Source organism: Paraburkholderia phosphatilytica (assembly GCF_003443895.1).
GTDB classification, from domain to species: Bacteria; Pseudomonadota; Gammaproteobacteria; order Burkholderiales; family Burkholderiaceae; genus Paraburkholderia; species Paraburkholderia phosphatilytica.
This window is the reverse complement of the sequence record NZ_QQOA01000039.1, coordinates 1-18,114: the sequence shown is the minus strand read 5'-3', so window position 1 is coordinate 18,114 and position 18,114 is coordinate 1. Positions and strand designations below refer to the sequence as shown.

Sequence of the window (18,114 nt, the reverse complement as noted above, 5' to 3'; positions counted from 1 at the left end):
GCGTTGCCGGCCAGGCCAGGATGAAGGTGCTGAGCGAGTGGATCGCCGCGAACCGGATGCAATCAACGCATCGGCCAGGGGAGTTCGATCATCCCAAATCATCGAGGTCTTCCGGCGTCAGGCTGAGAGAGGTCGCGCGCAGGTTTTCTTCGAGGTGATCGATAGATCGGGTTCCGGGGATGGGCAGCACGACAGGCGATTTCGCGAGCAGCCACGCAATAGACAGGGCGGCATGCGTACAACCGTGACGCATGGCGACCTGCTTCACCTTGAGTGCTCGCAGACCGCGTGTGCCGCCCAGCGGATACCAGGGCAGAAAGGCAATCCCGAGAGGCTCGCACGCGGCGAGCACGTCTTCGCTGGTCTGGTCTCGCAGGTTGTACTCGTTCTGAACCGACACGATGGGCGCGATGCTGCGTGCCAGTTCGAGTTGCGCGACGGTGACGTTTGAGATGCCGAGATGGCGAATTTTGCCTGCACGCTGCAAATCGGCCAGCGCTCCGACCGATTCGGCAAACGGCACGTTGGGGTCCGGCGCGTGGAACTGATACAGGTCGATGCGCTCGAGGCGCAAGCGTTGCAGACTGCCTTCGACTGCGTGCCGCAAATGATCGGGGCGGCCGTCCCGCACCCAGGATCGGCGGTCTGGTCTTAGCAGACCGCCTTTCGTCGCAATGACCAGTCCGGAAGGATAGGGGTAGAGCGCCTCCGAGATCATCAGCTCATTCGTTTCAGGTCCGTAACTATCCGCGGTGTCGATGAAATTCACACCAAGCTCGACTGCGCGTCGCAGAACCCGGCTGGGATGATCCCGATCCCTTCGTCTCCCCCACGCCGAGTCGCCACACAAACGCATTGCGCCGAAACCCAACCGGTTGACCGTCAGGTCGCCGAGAGCAATCGTTCCAGCGTGCGCCGCGTCGCTATAGAAAGATGGCTTCAATTGCACCTCCGTCTTGTGCGCATCCAGCATGCGCGAAATCGAAGTCATGTATGCGAAAGCGAAGTTGCGGTTTGCGCATCAGGCTCCCGCTATAGAACAGGCTGGTTGTCACGGTCATGACCGAACGTCATGCGGCTCATGAAAACTTGTCGATTGTTCGCTACGCGCGCTTGCATCGAGAATAAAAACACTGAATGCGCTTGTAAGCGGGCACTGGACTGAAGAATCGCAGGGATGCCCGCCGAACGACATCGTAGACCTATGCACATGGAGGACGTCGTGGCGACCGAATATTTCCAGCCTTTGGGTGGCAATGAGATGCCTCGTTGCGGCGGCATCGCGACGATGATGCGGCTGCCGAACGTCGATTCCGCGGAAGGACTCGACGCGTGTTTCGTCGGCGTGCCGTTCGATCTCGGCACGTCGAACCGTACCGGCGCGCGCTTCGGTCCGCGGCAGATTCGCACGGAGTCTGTGCTGCTGCGTCCGTACAACATGGCGACGCGCGCCGCGCCGTTCGATTCGCTGCGTGTCGCGGATATCGGCGACGTCGCGATCAATCCGTACAACCTGCACGATTCGATCGCCCGCATCGAAACCGCCTACGACGCAATGCTGAAGCATGGTGTGAAGCCGATCACGCTCGGCGGCGATCACACGATCACGTTGCCGGTCCTGCGCGCGATTCATCGCAGGCACGGCAAGGTGGGCCTGATTCACGTCGACGCGCACGCCGATGTGAACGACACGATGATGGGCGAAAAGATCGCACACGGCACGCCGTTCCGCCGCGCAGTGGAAGAAGGGCTGCTGGATTGCAACCGCGTCGTGCAGATCGGTCTGCGCGGCACCGGCTACGCCGCGGAAGATTTCGACTGGTGCCGCGACAACGGCTTTCGCGTGGTGCAGGCGGAGGAGTGCTGGAACCGCTCGCTCGCGCCGCTGATGGATGAGGTGCGCGAGCGCGTGGCCGGCGGCCCGGTGTATCTGACCTTCGACATCGACGGAATCGACCCGGCTTACGCGCCAGGCACCGGCACGCCCGAGATTGCCGGCCTGACGGTGCCGCAGGCGCTCGAGATCGTGCGCGGCGCGTGGGGGCTCGATCTGGTGGGTGGGGACGTCGTGGAGGTCGCGCCGCCGTACGATCCGTTCGGCACCACCGCGCTGCTCGCGGCGAATCTCGCGTACGAAGCGCTGTGCGTGATGCCGGGCGTGAAGCGCCGCGCCTGACCGGCGAGGCGCGCTTCCGGTATCGGCGCGCAATGAAGGAACCCCGTTTCTTCATATTAAACAGGAATGCGAATCAAAACTCCGCTGCGGACGATCGCGACCATGCTCCACGCGACGTCGCGCGGGATTCGAACCAACCAGGAACGTGACGATCGATGAACCATCCCGAAACCTCCGTCCGCTTCGACGAAGCCACAGCCAAAGCCACGGCTGCCGTGCGGCCTGCGATACGGATTCCAACCTGTGGCGAGGCGCTGGTGACCCTGCTCGAGGGTTACGGCGTCGAGTACGTGTTCGGCATTCCGGGCGTTCATACGGTCGAGTTGTATCGGGGCCTCGCAGCCTCGTCGATCCAGCACGTGACGCCGCGCCACGAACAAGGCGCGGGCTTCATGGCAGACGGCTACGCACGGGTGACCGGCAAGCCCGGCGTCTGTTTCATCATCACCGGCCCCGGCATGACCAACATCGCGACGGCGATGGCGCAGGCCTACGCGGACTCGATGCCGATGCTCGTGATCTCGAGCGTCAATGCGCGCCGCGAACTGGGCAACGGCGACGGCCGGCTGCACGAGCTGCCTTCGCAACGTGACGTGTTCGCGGGGCTCACCGCGTTCTCGCACACGCTGCTCGACGCGGCCGAATTGCCCCAGGTGCTGGCGCGCGCGTTTTCCATCTTCGAAAGCGCGCGCCCGCGACCGGTGCACATTGAGATTCCACTCGACGTGATCGTCGCGCCGGCCGACGGCATGAACATGGCGCCTGCGCTGTTGCCGGCCAAACCCGCGCCGAGCGCGAACGCGCTTGCGGTGGCCGCGGATCTGCTCGCGGACGCGCGCCGGCCGCTGATTCTCGCGGGCGGCGGAGCGGTGCACGCGGCGGCCGAACTGCGCGAGCTCGCCGAGCGGCTGCAGGCGCCCGTCGCGTTGACGATCAACGCGAAGGGCTTGTTGCCCTGCGGTCATCCGCTGCTGGTCGGTTCGACGCAGTCGTTGCCGGCGACCCGCTCGATGGTGTGCGACGCCGACGTGGTGCTCGCGGTGGGGACGGAGCTGGGCGAGACGGATTACGACGTCGTCTTCGATCGGGGCTTTGCGATCAAAGGCCAGTTGATCCGCCTCGACATCGACGCGCAACAGCTGATGCGCAATTTTCGCGCGGACCTGGGCATCGCCGGCGATGCGCAGCAGGCGATGCGAAGTCTCTCGACGCTGCTGCATGACCGGCCGGTGCCGGCACCACAGCCCGATTGGGGCGCGGCGCGTGTCGCGCAGGTACGGCGCGCGCTGGCGGCGTCATACGATGCGCCGACGCGTTCGCAGAAGCAGCTGCTCGACACGATCGCCGATGCGCTGCCCGGCGTCATCATTGCCGGCGATTCGACGAGCCCGGTGTATGCGGGCAACTTCGTGTACGACCCGCCCGGGCCGCGTGCCTGGTTCAATTCATCGACAGGGTACGGCACGCTCGGCTATGGCCTGCCCGCGGCGATCGGCGCGAAGCTCGCGGCGCGCGAGCGGCCGGTGGTCTGCCTGATCGGCGATGGCGGCATCCAGTTCACGCTGCCCGAACTCGCGAGCGCCGTGGAAGCCAGGGTGCCCGTGATCGTGCTGCTGTGGAACAACCTCGGCTATGGCGAAATCCGCAAGTACATGGCCGCGCGCGATATCGCGCCGGTGGGCGTCGACATCTACACGCCGGACTTTCTGCAGCTCGCGACCGGTTTCGGCTGCGAAGCGCGGCGCGCCAGCACGCGGGAGACGCTTGCGGCCGAACTGAAACAGGCCACGTCGCGCGATGTTCCGACCGTAATCGAAGTGTTCGAAGCGGACTGGTTTGCGCAGGTGCCGGCATGACGACGTTGCCGTTTCCTCACATCGATAGTGCGCCACGCACCCAGCTTTATATCGACGGCACCTGGTGCAACAGCGCAGGCGGACGACGCCTACAGGTCGTCAATCCGTCGACGGAAGCCGTGATCGCGGAGGTGGAAGCGGGCAGTGCGGCGGATGTCGATATCGCGGTGCGCGCGGCCGCCAACGCATTTCCCGCGTGGAAAGCCACCACCGGCGCTCGGCGCGCTGCGCTGCTGCATGCAATTGCGCGCGGCGTGGAAGCACGCCGCGACGTGCTGGCCGCGCTGCAGTCGCGCAACAACGGCAAGCCGCTTGCCGAAGCGCAGATCGACGTGAGCGACGTGGTCGCCACGTTCGACTATTACGCGGATCTCGCCGCGCAGCTCGACGACACCGCGGAATCCGCGGTCGCGCTGCCCAGCAGCGACTACCGGGCCGTGATCCGCCGCGAGCCGGCGGGCGTGGTGGCGCTGATCGTGCCTTGGAACTTCCCGATGGTCACGACCGCGTGGAAACTCGCGCCGGCGCTCGCGGCGGGCTGCACGGTCGTGCTGAAGCCGTCCGAAGTCACGCCGCTGCCTGAGCTGGAGCTCGCCGCGATCGTGGCCGAAGCGGGCCTGCCATCCGGAGTGTTCAACGTCGTCACCGGGACGGGCGTCGACGTCGGCGCGCCGCTTGCCGCGCATCCGCGGGTTGCCAAAGTGTCGTTCACCGGCAGCACCGGAGTCGGCGAGCAGGTCATGAAGACGGCCGCCGAAACCATCAAGGGCGTGAGCCTGGAACTGGGCGGCAAATCGTCCATCGTCGTGTTCGCCGACGCGGATCTCGATCTTGCCGTCGAGCTTGTGGCGGGCGGCGGATTCTTCAACGCCGGACAGATGTGTTCGGCGACGTCGCGCGTCGTGGTGGAGCGTCCAGTCGCGGACGCACTCGTCGCGCGGCTTGCCGAACGGGCGAAGCAGCTCGTCGTCGGCGATCCGTTCCAGCCTGGCGTGCAGATGGGGCCGCTCACGAACCGCGCGCAGTACGAGCGCGTGCAGCGCTACATCGCGCAGGGGAAAGCGGATGGCGCGCGCGAGGTGATCGAAGGCTCGGTGCCGCCAGGTCCAGGCTATTTCGTCAGGCCGACGATCTTCGTCGAGGTCGCGGCGGACAGCGTGGTGTGGCGCGAGGAAATCTTCGGACCGGTGCTCTGCGTGCGCGCGTTCGATACCGAAGACGAAGCCATCGGCATCGCGAACGATACCGACTTTGGGCTCGTCGCAACGGTCGTCACCCGAGATTCCACCCGCGCGAAGCGGGTCGCCGATGCGCTCGAAGCGGGCGTGGTCTGGGTCAACGCGCCGCAGGCGATCTTTCCTCAGACCTCGTGGGGCGGCTACAAGCGCAGCAGTATCGGCCGCGAGCTGGGCCCGTTCGGGCTCGCCGCGTTCCAGGAAATCAAGCAGGTGCTGTCCGCGGTGGAAGCCGTCTGACGACGCATCGGCAACCCGGCGTCATGAGTTCCAGTGATGGTTCGCATGCACAGATTTCGTTTGTTGACGGAAATTCGCCCACATAGAGTGTATTCACGGTCGAGGCTGCCGATGGGCAGGCCGGATCGATCCACCGCGACAGGGCGCACACAGGAGACGACCATGCAGGACTTCAAGCCAGGCAGAAGGCAAGCCATCAAATCGATCGGCACCGCGCTGGCCGCCACGGCGCTGCCGATGCCATTCATCAGTACCGCTAAGGCCCAGCAACGCAGCTTCGCGGGCAAGACGCTGCGGCTCCTGACGTGGTCTGACGATACCGGCGCGGCGGCACTGCGCAACATCGCGAACACGTTCAGCCAGCAGACCGGCGCGCAGGTCATCGCCGACCGCGCGGACGGCACCTCCGGCATGGTCGCGAAGGTGAAAGCCGCCGGCGACCGTCCGACCTACGACGTGATCACGCTCGCCGGCGTGGGCGCCTCGGGTCTCGGCGACGCGGGCCTGCTCGCGAAGCCCGATCTCGACAAGCTGCCGAACCTCAAGGACGTGTCGCCGCAGTACCGCACCGGCGCGAACGGTTTCGGCATCGGCTATCTGCTGTGGTCCGACGGTCTCATCTACAACACGTCGACCGTGAAGACAGCGCCGGCTTCATACGAAGCGCTTTGGAATCCGAAATATTCGGGGCGTCTGTTTCTGCCGCCGCCCGAATGGGCGGAAGCCGTCGATCTCGCGATCATCGCCGCGAAGCTGGCGGGCGGCTCGCAGCAGAACATCGAGCCGGGGTTCAAGAAGCTGACTGAGCTCAAGGACCGCGTGATGACGCTCGGCGAAAACCCGAACCAGGTGGCCGACCTGTTCCGCACGGGTTCGCTCGATATCGGCGGCATCTATTCGCCGGCCTTCTTCCCGGATCAGATCAAGAAGCCCGAGTACAAGATGGGCGTCACGTACGGGATGAAGGAAGGCTTCGCGACGCAGCTGATGTTCTCGGTGATCCCGAAAGCGCATCCCGGCGACATCGACCTGATCCACGCGTTCATCAACCACACGCTCGACGCTGGCGTGCAAGGCCGCATGGCCGCCGACGTATTGAACGGCCCGGTGAACTCGAAAGCGCTGATCCCCGCCGAGAGCCGCGCGCTCGTGCCTTCGCCGCAGCAGATCGCCGAGAAGGCCGTGCTGCACGACGACAAGGCGCTCGCGGTCGTGCAGGCCGCGTGGATCAAGCGCTATACCGAGATCTTCTCGGCGTGACGGTCATGTCCGCGCTTTCTTCCCGCCGCGTGGAAACAGCGGCATCAGCGGCAGCGCCCGACGATGCGCCGGCGGTGCCGCGCGTGTCGCCGCTGCTGCTGCTCGCGCCGATCCTCGTGTTTCTTGCGGTGCTCGTCATCGCGTCGCTCGCGGTGCTGCGGATGAGCTTCGGCGTGTCGGGCAACGAGTGGCGCGCGTTCACGTTGCAGAACTACGCCGACCTTGCCGACACGTACTTTCTGCGCTCGCTGTGGCTGACGCTTCGGCTCGCGTTCCAGAGCATGGTCTGCGCGGTGCTGCTGGCGATCCCCGTGGCGCTCGCGATGGCGCGCACGGAATCGAGGCTCGCGCGCCGTCTTCTGCTTGCCGGCGTGCTGTTGCCGCTGCTCGTTAATCTGCTGTTGCAGGGCTACGGCTGGCTCGTGATCCTAGGGCCGGCGGGGCTGCTCAATCATGCACTGCTCGGCAGCGGTCTCGTGCAGCGTCCGCTGCTGTGGCTCTATCGCGAGAACGGCGTGCTGCTCGGTCTGATCCAGACGGCGTTCCCACTGGCCGTGCTGCCGATCTCGAGCGCGATGCGCGCGGTGTCGCGCTCCTACGAGGAAGCCGCGGCGACGCTCGGCGCTACGCGCTGGCAGGTGCTGCGTCACGTGATGTTGCCGCTCGCAATGCCGGGGCTTGTATCGGGTGCGCTGCTGGTCTTCGCGTACAACGCGAGCGCATTTGCGGTGCCGCTGCTGCTGGGTGGCCGACGCGTGCCGATGCTGGCGGTGCTGGTGCATGACCAGGTGGCTCCGCTTCTCAACTGGCCGGCCGCGGCGGCATCCGGCGTCGTGCTGATGGTCGCGACGCTCTCGGTGATGGCGCTGTCGCAGCGACTCGCGTCGCGTACGAAACACCACGGGGAGTCCCGCTGATGAGTACCCTGCGCCTTCCTTCGGCGATGCCGGGCCGTCTGAGCCGCACGACAGGTCTGCTCGCGACGATCGTGCTGTTTCTCGCCGCGCTGCCGATCCTGACGATCGTCACGATGTCGTTCGGCAATTCGGACACGCTCGAATTTCCGCCGCGCAGCTTCGGCCTGCACTGGTATCACGCCGCGTGGCAAACGTTCGTCTCGCCCGATGCCGGCGACGCGCTGTCGATGGGCCGGGCGCTCACGACGAGCCTCGTCGTCGCGCTCGCGACGATGGTGATCGCTACCGCCGTGTCGGCGCCCGCAGCGTATGCGCTGTCGCGCTACCGCTTTCGCGGCAAGTTCATCGTCGAACAGCTCGTTGCGCTGCCGCTGGTCTATCCGCTCGTGATGCTCGGTCTCGCATTGCTGCTGGTGTTCAACGTGCTGCCCGTCGAACTCGGCATGCTGCGCCTGATCGTCGCGCACGTGATTCTGGTGTTGCCGTTCACGGTGAAGAACTGCGCGGCATCCGTCGCGTCGATCGGTCCGGAGTTCGAGGAAGCTGCCTGCGTGATGGGCGCGAGCCCCCGCCGCGCGGTGATCGACGTCGTGTTGCCGCTGATGCGGCCGGGCATTCTCGCCGGCATGCTGTTCGCGTTCATCGTGTCGTTCAACGAATTCACGGTGACGTTCTTCCTGTACAGCATCAACACGATGACGCTGCCGGTCTGGCTCTACAGCCGCACGGTGTCGTCGCTGGACCCGACTGTGTTTTCGTTCGCCGTGTTCATCGTGCTGATCGACTTCGGCCTGATCTGGCTGCTCGAAAAGCTCGTCGGCGACGAAGGCGTCGCACTGTAACCGCTGTCGCCCGCAGGCGGACACGAGGATCTCCCATGACTCATCTGACACTGCAGTCCATCACCAAGCGTTTCAATGCCGCGTACGCGGTCGATCATGTCGACCTGACCGTGCCGGACGGGAAACTCGTCTGCTTTCTCGGGCCGTCCGGTTGCGGCAAGACGACGCTGATGCGGATCATCGCCGGGCTCGAAACGCCCACGGCGGGCACGGTGACGTTCGCCGGCCGCGATCTGACCCAGGTGCCGGCGAACCGCCGCGACTTCGGCATGGTGTTCCAGTCGCTCGCGCTGTTTCCGCACATGACGGTCGCGGAAAACGTCGCGTATCCGCTGCGGCTGCGCGGCGTCGACCGCAACGCGCGGGCCGCGCGCGTCGCCGAACTGCTCGACATGATCCAGCTGCCGCACATGGCGGACCGCAAGGTCACGCAGCTGTCCGGCGGGCAGCGGCAGCGCGTGGCGATCGCGCGGGCGATCGCGTCGTCGCCGAAACTGCTGCTGCTCGACGAGCCGCTGTCCGCGCTCGACGCGAAGCTGCGCGAAGCGATGCAGGTGGAAATCCGCCTGCTGCAACAGCGCCTCGGCATCACGACGATCATGGTCACGCACGATCAGCGCGAGGCGATGACGATGGCCGACGAAATCGTCGTGATGGAAAAGGGCCGCGTCGCGCAGGTCGGCAAGCCGCTCGACATCTACCGCGATCCCGTCAACGAGTTCGTCGCGGACTTCATCGGGCTCGGCAACATCCTGCCGGTCACATTCAGCGGCGACCGGATCGGGCTGCCCGGCGGGCAATCGATCGCGGCGCACGCGGCGATGCGCATTCCCGATGCGCCGGGCGACATCCGGCTTTTGATCCGTCCGGAAGACGTGTGTATCCGGTCCGCTGCCGCGAACGCCGGTCAGAACGCGTTGCCGGGCAAGGTGACGTTCGTGCGCGACGTCGGCGCGTCGATCGAAGCGACGATCGACTGCGACGGCTTCACGCTGACGGCGGCCACCACACCACGCGAGACCCCGGACCTGCGGATCGGCATGCCGGTGTTCGCGGAACTGCCGGCCCATGCATGCAAGCTCATCGCGGCACGCGCCGAACATTGAATCCGTTTCACCTTATCTAACCACCCGACAGCAGCAGGAGACCCGCCATGAACGCTTCGCCCCGAATCCCCCATCGCCTGCATCGCGTATTCGCACGCGCGATGGCCGCCGTTGCCTTTGCGGGCATCGGCAGTGTTGCCTCGTTCGCGCCGCTCGCGCATGCCGATGCGCTGGATACGATCCAGAAGTCGGGCGTCGTGCGGATCGGCGTGTTCGAGGACTATCCGCCGTTCGGCTCGATCGGGCCGGACATGAAACCGCAAGGCTACGACATCGACGTGGCCAACCTGATCGGCAAGACGCTCAACGCGAAGGTCGAACTGGTCCAGGTCACGGGCGACAACCGCATGGCGTACCTCGCGGACCACAAGACGGACATGCTGCTGTCGGTCGGTCAGACGCCGGAACGCGAGAAGGTGATCGATTTCTCGCGGCCGTACGCGCCGTACTACCTGGCCGTGTTCGGACCGAAATCGCTGCCGGTGAAGAACGCGAACGACCTCGCCGGCAAGACGATCGCCGTTGCGCGCGGCACGCTCGAAGACCTGAGCATCAGCAAGGTCGCGCCAGCGTCGGCGACGGTCAAGCGCTTCGACGATCCGAACGGCGCGATTTCGGCGTTCCTGTCCGGGCAGGCGCAGCTGCTGGTAGTCGGCAACGACGTCGGCGCGACGATCATGGCCCGTCATCCGGCGAACGATCCGGAGCAGAAATTCTCGCTGTTCAGCTCGCCCGATCACGTCGGCCTGAACAAGAACGAGCCGCGCCTGAAGGCGAAGATCGACGACGCGATCGCGGCAGCGAAGAAGGACGGCACGATGAACGCGATCTCGCAGAAGTGGCTGCGCGCGCCGCTGCCCGCGGATCTCTGATGCGTCGGGCTTCCGGTTCAATGCAACGAAGGGTGGCGCCGCGATGACCTACACGTTCGACTTCAGCGACTTCGGGCTCTACGCAGGGATGCTTGTGCGCGGCGTCGCGGTGACACTGTTCCTGACGGCCGTCTCGACGGTGCTGGGCGGCATCGTGGGGATCGTCGGCGCGACGCTTGCGGTCGCGGGCGGGAAGACGGTGCGCGCGCTCATCGCGGCCTACGTCGAGCTGATCCGCAATACGCCGTTCCTCGTGCAGCTCTTCTTCGTATTCTTCGGACTGCCTGGCCTCGGCGTGCATATCGACGAGATGCAGGCCGCCGTGCTGGCGATGACGGTCAATCTCGGCGCGTATGCGCTCGAAATCGTCCGCGCGGGGATCGACTCGGTGCCGCGCGGCCAGGTTCAGGCCGCGATGGCGCTCGGGCTGCAGGGCCGTCAGGTGTTTCGCCACGTCGTGCTGCCGCAGGCGCTCGCGAACGTGTTTCCGGCGCTGCTCGGCCAGGTGCTGATCGTGATGCTCGGCTCGGCGGTGGTGTCGCAGATCTCGGTACCCGACCTCACGTACGCGGCCAATTTCATTCAGTCGCGCAACTTCCGGTCGTTCGAAAGCTACATCATCATCACCGCAATCTATCTGCTGCTGTCGATCGTGCTGCGTCTGCTGATCAACCGGCTCGGCAAAAAGCTCTTCGCAGGGCGGGCCGCGAGAGGCGGGGGCGCGCCACGCCGCGGGTTACGCGCGCTGTTTTCCGCCCAGGCCCGCGCGCGTGCCCGCGAGGCCGCAGCCGACCTTCCGACGGGGCGTTCGTCATGATCGAATTCACGCTATGGGATATCGCGCGCAACCTGCTGCTGGCTGCACGCTGGACCGTCGTGCTCTCGCTGATCGCGTTCGCGGGCGGCGGCGTTGCGGGCCTCGTGCTGCTCGCGATGCGGGTGTCGCCACTGCCGTGGCTGAGGCGCGTCGTCGTGCTGTATGTCGAGCTGTTTCAGGGCACGCCGCTGCTGATGCAGCTCTTCCTGGGTTTCTTCGGTCTGCCGATGATCGGCGTCGACGTGTCGCCATGGCTTGCCGCGATCGTGACGCTCACGCTGTACACGAGCGCCTATCTGGCCGACATCTGGCGCGGTTGCGTCGAAGCGGTGCCGCGCGGGCAGTGGGGCGCGGCGGCGAGTCTCGGCATGACGTGGTCGCAGCAGTTGCGCTACGTCGTCTGGCCGCAGGCGTGGAAGATCGCGGTGCCGCCCACCGTCGGCTTTCTCGTGCAGGTCGTGAAGAGCACCGCGCTGACGTCGATCATCGGTCTGACCGAACTGACCAAGACCGGCACGATGATCACGAACGCCGCATTCCGGCCGTTTCCGATCTACGGCATGGTCGCGCTCATCTACTTCGCGATGTGTTTTCCGTTGACCTGGTACGCGCGTGTGCTCGAGCGCCGTTACCAGCGCGGCCGGCACCGCTGAAACTCCCCATTCCAGGAAGCAGGTTTCGACATGATTTCCATCAGCAATGTATCGAAGTGGTACGGCCAGTTTCAGGTGCTGACCGACTGTACGACCGAAATAAGGAAGGGCGAGGTGGTGGTGGTCTGCGGTCCGTCAGGCTCCGGCAAGTCGACGTTGATCAAGACCGTCAACGGGCTCGAGCCGTTCCAGAGCGGCGAACTGAGGATCGACGGCGAGTCGGTGGGCGACGCGCGAACGAACCTGTCGAAACTGCGCGCGAAAGTCGGAATGGTGTTCCAGCATTTCGAGCTGTTCCCGCACATGTCGGTGACCGGCAACCTGACGCTCGCGCAGATGAAGGTGCTGGGCCGGGGGCGCGACGAAGCCACCGACAACGCGCTGCGTCTGCTGCAACGGGTGGGCCTGCGCGCTCATGCGGATAAGTATCCCGCCCAGCTTTCGGGTGGCCAGCAGCAGCGTGTCGCTATCGCCCGTGCGCTGTCGATGGACCCGGTCGCGATGCTGTTCGACGAGCCCACATCGGCGCTGGATCCGGAGATGATCAACGAGGTGCTCGACGTGATGGTCGAGCTCGCACAGGAAGGCATGACGATGATGTGCGTGACGCACGAGATGGGTTTTGCCCGCAAGGTCGCGCACCGCGTGATCTTCATGGATCACGGACGGATCGTCGAAGACGACCTGAAAGAAGCGTTTTTCGCGAACCCCAGGTCCGAGCGGGCGCGAGATTTTCTGGCCAGGATCCTGCATTAGGCGTTCGCCGATGCACGCGAGCTGAATGGTGACGCCCGCTCGTGTTCCATCCCACGCTGAACGACTGCAATCATGAGACGCCTTCCTCCATTGAACGCACTGCAGGTGTTCGAGGTGGTGGCCCGCCACCGCAGCTTCACCCGCGCAGCCGAGCATTTATGCTTGACGCAAGGCGCGATCAGCCGCCAGATTCTGGCGCTGGAGGACTACTACAAGTTTCCGCTGTTCATCCGCGGCATGAAAGGGCTCACGCTGACGGCCGAAGGCGAGATGCTGCTGCCGACGGTCAGGGAGAGCTTTGGACGGATCGAGGAAGTCTCGTCGCGGCTCACGCGACAGCGCACCGACGTCGCACTGAAAGTGCCGACCTGCGTAATGCGCTGGATGCTGCCGAGGATCATGAGTTTTCAGGGCGGCCATCCCGACCTGCAACTGCAGATCACGACGACCTGGCAACACGACGTCGATTTCCAGCTCGAGCCCTTCGATGCCGCGATCGTCTATGGTTCGTCGCCGGGCGCTGATGTTCACGCGATACCGCTGTTCGACGAGCAGCTTACGCCGGTATGCACGGCCGAATTACTGCGCGATACGCCGGTCACGGACGTCGACGATCTTGCGCGCGTGATGCTGCTGCATCCGACGCGAGATCATCGCGACTGGAAAATGTGGCTCGGCCGTGCCGGCGCATCCGGTGTCGATGCGAATCTCGGGCTCAGTTTCGACACGCTCGATCTGGCCACCAACGCAGCGATGCAGGGCTTCGGCGTGGCGATCGGCGACCGGACGCTGGTCAGCGAAGACGTGGCGGCGAGACGCCTCGTGCTGCCCTTCGATACGTTTGTCGAGACCGGATCGCGCTACTACTTCGTGTATCCGGACTGTGTTGCCGATCAACCGAAGATGAAGGTGCTGAGCGAGTGGATTGCCGCGAACCGGATGTAGACTAGGTTTCACCTCAGTTGCCTGTCGGAACGAAGCCATGCTGACCATCGACGAAATCCGGGCAATTCCGCTGTTCTCGACACTCTCCGACGACGAACTCGAACATCTCGCGCACACCTGCGCGGACCTGCATCTGTGTGCGGGCGAGTTCGCGGTGCATGAAGGCGGGGAGCGCGCACTCTACGCCGTCGTGTCCGGCAAGATGGAAGTCATCAAGACGTTCGACGGGATCGAGCGCACGCTGGGCTGGCGTCTGCCCGGAACCATCTTTGGCGAAGTGCCGCTCGCGCTGAGTTCGCCGTTTCCCGGTGCCTATCGGGCCGCGGAGCCGTCGCGTGTGATGCGCGTGGACGCCCAGCGTTACTACGTGCTGGCCGCGGCGTCACCGGACATCGCGTTCAGGATGGGAGCCCTTGCACGCGAGCGCATTGGCGGACTGCAGGGTCTCTCCGCCGAGCCGCCCAAGGTCCGCGTGACCATGATCGGCAACCGCTGGGACAACGCCTGTACCGCGTTGCGCCAGTTCCTCGCCCGCAACCAGATCAGCTGCGACTGGATGACGCCGGATGCGCCGGAAGTGGCCACGCGCTGGCCCGGGACCTGTCCACCCGAGCAGGATTGCCCGACATTGCGGCTGGCGGACGGGACGGTATTGAGTCGTCCCACGACACGAGAGCTTGCGGAATTGCTGGGACTGCAGACCCAGCCTCGCTTCACCGAATACGACACGATGATCATCGGCGGCGGGCCGGCCGGTCTCGCCGCAGCCGTGTACGGGGCATCGGAAGGCCTGCGTACGGTGGTACTGGAGCGCGAAGCGCCAGGCGGTCAGGCCGGGACCTCTTCGCGTATCGAGAATTACCTCGGCTTCCCCAACGGCGTGTCGGGCGACGAACTGGCGAGCCGCGCGCTGCAGCAGGCAAGGCGGCTCGGTGCGGAGATCCTCGTGACACGGTCGGTTGCCCGGATCGATGTCGCCAGCCGCAGCGTTCATCTCGACGGGGGCGGCGTCATCCAGACGCGAACCATCATTCTCGCGACTGGCGTCATGTGGCGCCGTCTTGCGATCGACGGCTTCGACCGGTTCATCGGTAAAGGCATCTACTACGGCGCGTCGCGCAGCGAAGCGAACGCAACGCACGGTCTCGACGTGTATCTGATCGGCGGTGGAAATTCGGCCGGCCAGGCGGCGCTGTATTTTGCCAATCATGCGCGCACGGTGACGCTGGTCCTGCGAGGCGATTCGCTGGAGAAGAGCATGTCCCGCTACCTCGTCGAGCAGCTTCGCGGGAAGTCGAATGTGGACGTGCAACTGCGATCGGACGTGGTCGGTGCGTACGGCGAGACCCATCTCGCAGCAATCGACCTACGCGATGGGGCACGCGCGGAAGTGCGTCGACACGACTGTGGCGCACTGTTCGTGTTCATTGGCGCCGACGCGGAGACCGACTGGTTGCCGGAAGAAATCGCACGCGATGCGCGCGGCTATGTGCTGACCGGCGACGACGTCGTCAAGGCAGGGCGCTGGTCGCATGGCAGGGATCCCTATCTTCTCGAATCGAGCGTGCCTGGCGTATTTGCCTGCGGCGATGTGCGATTGAGCCCGGTCAAGCGCGTGGCTTCAGCGGTCGGCGAGGGCAGCATGGCGATCGCGTTTGCTCACAAATATCTGCAGCAGGACGGCAGATGGTAGTGGGTGCGGCGATGAGGTGCAGGTGGGCCTGTTGAATCATCAAATCGAAATCAGGATTTTTGCTTGTTTGAACGTTGTGTCGATAAATTCCATTCGGATTTTAACCATTGCAGAAAGGCGTTAATTTTCCACGTCTCCATTTCGCGCTTTCTGACGGAAATGAAATGCGATTCGCGAATTATCACGCCCTCATGAATTCCATTCATCTTGATCAGTCGCCCGTCCGCCAGCTCGCGCTCCGCGAGCGAGGTCGACTCCAGTACGACACCGAGACCGTCGGCAGCGGCGGCGATCTTCATCGACAGCCGATCGAACGTCAATGCGGGGCTGATGGGCTGCCTGATACCGGTTCGTCCGTACCACGTTGACCATGAAATGCAACTGCCCCGGGATTCGATCGGAACGGAATTCAATACGGTGTCGCGGTCGGTCGAGAACCGGTTTCTGACCTCGGGTGCGCACATCGGCGCGAATTCATCGACTCCAACCGGGAAGGTGGAAATTTCATCGCGCTGGAGGTACCCGCAGTAGGAAATAATCACGTCAACCTCCCGGCGCTTGATCAGATCCACCGGTTCCGCGTCCGACAGGATAGTCAGGCGCATCTGAGGATAGATCGCTACGAGGTTCTTGATGCGCGGGCCAAGCCAGTTCGTGGCGAAACTGGGCGCGCAATGGACGATGAGATCCAGACGGGTGGAAGGGGCGGCCAGGTCCTGCCATGCCGATTCGATCGAATCGAAGGTACCGCTCAGATTGCGTGCGAACTGGCGGCCATCCGTTGTCAACGTCACGCGGCGATGTAGTCGCTCGAACAACGGTCTTCCCAGATAAGCCTCAAGCTCCTTGATCTGGTGGCTGACCGCCGACGGCGTGAGGTTCAGCTCGGCGGCAGCGCCGGAGAAACTTTCCAGTCGGGCCGCCGCCTCGAACGTCCGAAGCAGGACGAAATTGGGGATGCGTCGCATGCCAATCTCAGTTGAGTTTGATTCAAGTATCGGTTGAACGCTTTTCGTTTGTCAACGCGAAATCAGCAGGCGAGGATATGTCGAGAACTTCACGCAATGTCTCTGGATAATCATTCCCCCGAGTTGAAATGATTGACGATTCGCAGTTCGGCAGTCGCGACAGGCGCGGCGACTGGCTACCTCACGATCCGGTCGCCTATCCACCTGCGCCTTGGCGTCTGCATCTGTTTTTAAAGTGGATTTTCAAAATCCCGGGTTATCTGTTTCCATGGACGATTTCATATGTCGCGCTGAGCGCGGTAATCTGGCTCTATGCGACCCCTTCGATTGAAACGATGCGCACGTTCTCGATATCGTGGCTTGCTTTTCTGCTGGCGAGAAATCTGGTCGTGGTGTCGGCGGTATATGGGGCGTGGCATTATTTCCTGTACATCAAGAGGACCCAGGGCTCGAGATTCAAACTCAATGGACGCTGGCCGGCGGTCGATAACGACACGTTTCTTTTCAAACGCCAGAATGCCGACAACCTGTTCTGGTCGCTTGCGAGCGGGGTACCGATCTGGACGGCGTGGGAGGCGTTCGGATACTGGATGTTCGCGAACCACTACGTTCGCTGGATCGATTTTCATCGGAACCCGATCATGTTTTGCGCGATTGTCGTGCTGATTCCGGTCTTTCATGATCTGCACTTCTATCTCGTACATCGATTTCTGCACTGGCCGCCGATGTATCGCATGGTGCATCGCCTTCACCACAACGCGGTGAACGTGGGTCCATGGTCCGGCCTGTCGATGCATCCGGTCGAGCATCTTCTGTACTTCTCCGGAGTCCTGATTCATTTCGTCGTTCCGTCCCATCCCTTTCACGTGTTGTTCCAGTTGCTGGCGACTGGCCTCGGGCCCGCGAGGGGGCATGCTGGATTCGACCGGCTGGCGCTGAACGGCCGCCAGACGATGCCTCTGCACACGCAGATGCACTATCTGCATCACAAGTATTTCGAATGCAACTACGGCGACGGGCCGCTGCCGCTCGACAGATGGGCCGGCACGTTCCATGACGGCTCGGCGGAAGCGAAGGAACGCATCACGCGACGTTTTATGGAGCGTGCCGACCGGATGGGCATCGGCCGGAAAGTCGGCTGACCGGCATGAATGGAGGCGAGAAGATGAGCAACTGGATATACGTATGCGCACCTGACGATCTGCAGGTGGAAGAGGCCAGACGATTCGATCACGGCGGACGCACCTTTGCCGTCTATCGCGGTCCCGACGAAAACTGGTATGCGACCGACGGGCTGTGCAGTTACGAAGAGGTACACCTGACAGATGGTTTTGTTTTTGATTTCATCATCGAATGCCCGAAACACAACGGTCAGTTCGATTTTCGAACCGGGGAAGCAAAGGGGCCGCCGGTCTGCCGTGCCATCAGGACCTATCCGGTCAAGGACGAAGCGGATGGCATCTATATCGACCTGGCCTAGATCGCTCGCTGGGAGGAGGCGATACGATGGCCGCCTCAATGCCACGTGAAATCGTCGTTATCGTCCGGAATCGAATTCCACACTTGCTGCCAGCTGTGCCACGCCGCGACGCCGGTCGCGATGCGCAGGTAACGCCAGCATCGCTCGCCGTGCGGGCACAACGCGAAACGCGTGGCGCCGCGCGGGGTTTTCGCTCTCGTACTCATGGCTTCTATATGAACGCGTCCCGTTTGCAACAGTTTTCGTGTGTTTCGACAGACAGGATGGGCTGCATCTCTATATCCGGCCTTGCTGCAGC

The 18,114-nt window shown here is 63.9% G+C and carries 18 protein-coding genes; 15 read left to right on the top strand and 3 right to left on the bottom strand.

The window, feature by feature from the left end; genetic code table 11:
- Positions 1–88: 88 nt before the first annotated feature.
- The gene (locus DVS29_RS29335) at positions 89–973 is read right to left on the bottom strand and encodes an aldo/keto reductase (protein ID WP_118184085.1); all 885 of its coding nucleotides are present in this window, start codon (positions 971–973) and stop codon (positions 89–91) included.
- A gap of 249 nt (positions 974–1,222) precedes the next feature.
- Here DVS29_RS29335 and speB point away from each other — a divergent pair, with 249 nt between their 5' ends.
- From speB to DVS29_RS29270, 13 genes are all read left to right on the top strand, one after another.
- Positions 1,223–2,176, top strand: coding sequence for an agmatinase (speB, locus tag DVS29_RS29330; RefSeq protein ID WP_118184084.1), 954 nt, complete (start codon positions 1,223–1,225; stop codon positions 2,174–2,176).
- Between the two features lie 155 nt (positions 2,177–2,331).
- Positions 2,332–4,032, top strand: coding sequence for a 5-guanidino-2-oxopentanoate decarboxylase (locus DVS29_RS29325; protein WP_205962539.1), 1,701 nt, complete (start codon positions 2,332–2,334; stop codon positions 4,030–4,032).
- Positions 4,029–5,507 (top strand): aldehyde dehydrogenase family protein, encoded by a 1,479-nt coding sequence (locus DVS29_RS29320; protein WP_118184040.1) that lies wholly within the window; start codon positions 4,029–4,031, stop codon positions 5,505–5,507. Before DVS29_RS29325 ends, DVS29_RS29320 begins: the two co-directional genes overlap by 4 nt.
- A gap of 162 nt (positions 5,508–5,669) precedes the next feature.
- Entirely contained in the window at positions 5,670–6,767 is a 1,098-nt protein-coding gene (locus DVS29_RS29315; protein WP_118184039.1) for an ABC transporter substrate-binding protein, read from the top strand.
- Between the two features lie 5 nt (positions 6,768–6,772).
- The gene (locus DVS29_RS29310; protein ID WP_118184082.1) at positions 6,773–7,684 is read left to right on the top strand and encodes an ABC transporter permease; all 912 of its coding nucleotides are present in this window, start codon (positions 6,773–6,775) and stop codon (positions 7,682–7,684) included.
- Positions 7,684–8,526 carry an ABC transporter permease gene (locus DVS29_RS29305; protein ID WP_118184038.1) on the top strand — a complete coding sequence of 281 codons (843 nt, stop codon included), beginning with the start codon at positions 7,684–7,686 and terminating at the stop codon, positions 8,524–8,526. Before DVS29_RS29310 ends, DVS29_RS29305 begins: the two co-directional genes overlap by 1 nt.
- A gap of 35 nt (positions 8,527–8,561) precedes the next feature.
- Positions 8,562–9,632 (top strand): ABC transporter ATP-binding protein, encoded by a 1,071-nt coding sequence (locus DVS29_RS29300; protein WP_118184037.1) that lies wholly within the window; start codon positions 8,562–8,564, stop codon positions 9,630–9,632.
- Positions 9,633–9,679: 47 nt separating this feature from the next.
- Positions 9,680–10,504 carry a transporter substrate-binding domain-containing protein gene (locus tag DVS29_RS29295; protein ID WP_118184036.1) on the top strand — a complete coding sequence of 275 codons (825 nt, stop codon included), beginning with the start codon at positions 9,680–9,682 and terminating at the stop codon, positions 10,502–10,504.
- 43 nt (positions 10,505–10,547) lie between these two features.
- Positions 10,548–11,321 carry an amino acid ABC transporter permease gene (locus DVS29_RS29290; RefSeq protein ID WP_118184035.1) on the top strand — a complete coding sequence of 258 codons (774 nt, stop codon included), beginning with the start codon at positions 10,548–10,550 and terminating at the stop codon, positions 11,319–11,321.
- Positions 11,318–11,974, top strand: coding sequence for an amino acid ABC transporter permease (locus DVS29_RS29285; protein WP_118184034.1), 657 nt, complete (start codon positions 11,318–11,320; stop codon positions 11,972–11,974). The genes DVS29_RS29290 and DVS29_RS29285 overlap by 4 nt, the downstream gene beginning before the upstream one ends.
- 30 nt (positions 11,975–12,004) lie before the next feature.
- Positions 12,005–12,730, top strand: coding sequence for an amino acid ABC transporter ATP-binding protein (locus tag DVS29_RS29280; RefSeq protein WP_118184033.1), 726 nt, complete (start codon positions 12,005–12,007; stop codon positions 12,728–12,730).
- Between the two features lie 72 nt (positions 12,731–12,802).
- The gene (locus tag DVS29_RS29275; RefSeq protein WP_118184032.1) at positions 12,803–13,675 is read left to right on the top strand and encodes a LysR substrate-binding domain-containing protein; all 873 of its coding nucleotides are present in this window, start codon (positions 12,803–12,805) and stop codon (positions 13,673–13,675) included.
- Positions 13,676–13,712: 37 nt separating this feature from the next.
- Entirely contained in the window at positions 13,713–15,368 is a 1,656-nt protein-coding gene (locus tag DVS29_RS29270; RefSeq protein WP_118184031.1) for an FAD-dependent oxidoreductase, read from the top strand.
- A 50-nt stretch (positions 15,369–15,418) separates the two neighbouring features.
- Here the strand turns inward: DVS29_RS29270 and DVS29_RS29265 are convergent, their stop codons facing one another.
- Positions 15,419–16,336 carry a LysR family transcriptional regulator gene (locus tag DVS29_RS29265; RefSeq protein WP_118184030.1) on the bottom strand — a complete coding sequence of 306 codons (918 nt, stop codon included), beginning with the start codon at positions 16,334–16,336 and terminating at the stop codon, positions 15,419–15,421.
- Positions 16,337–16,464: 128 nt separating this feature from the next.
- Between DVS29_RS29265 and DVS29_RS29260 the strand changes: the two genes are divergently transcribed.
- Together DVS29_RS29260 and DVS29_RS29255 are read left to right on the top strand one after the other, a co-directional pair.
- On the top strand, positions 16,465–17,478 hold the full coding sequence (locus DVS29_RS29260) for a sterol desaturase family protein (RefSeq protein ID WP_205962538.1): 1,014 nt from the start codon (positions 16,465–16,467) through the stop codon (positions 17,476–17,478).
- 23 nt (positions 17,479–17,501) lie between these two features.
- Entirely contained in the window at positions 17,502–17,816 is a 315-nt protein-coding gene (locus DVS29_RS29255; protein ID WP_118184029.1) for a MocE family 2Fe-2S type ferredoxin, read from the top strand.
- Between the two features lie 35 nt (positions 17,817–17,851).
- Here DVS29_RS29255 and DVS29_RS37465 read toward each other — a convergent pair.
- Positions 17,852–18,114, bottom strand: a 263-nt coding sequence (locus tag DVS29_RS37465) for a hypothetical protein (RefSeq protein WP_205962537.1), incomplete at its 5' end; no start/stop codon positions are given.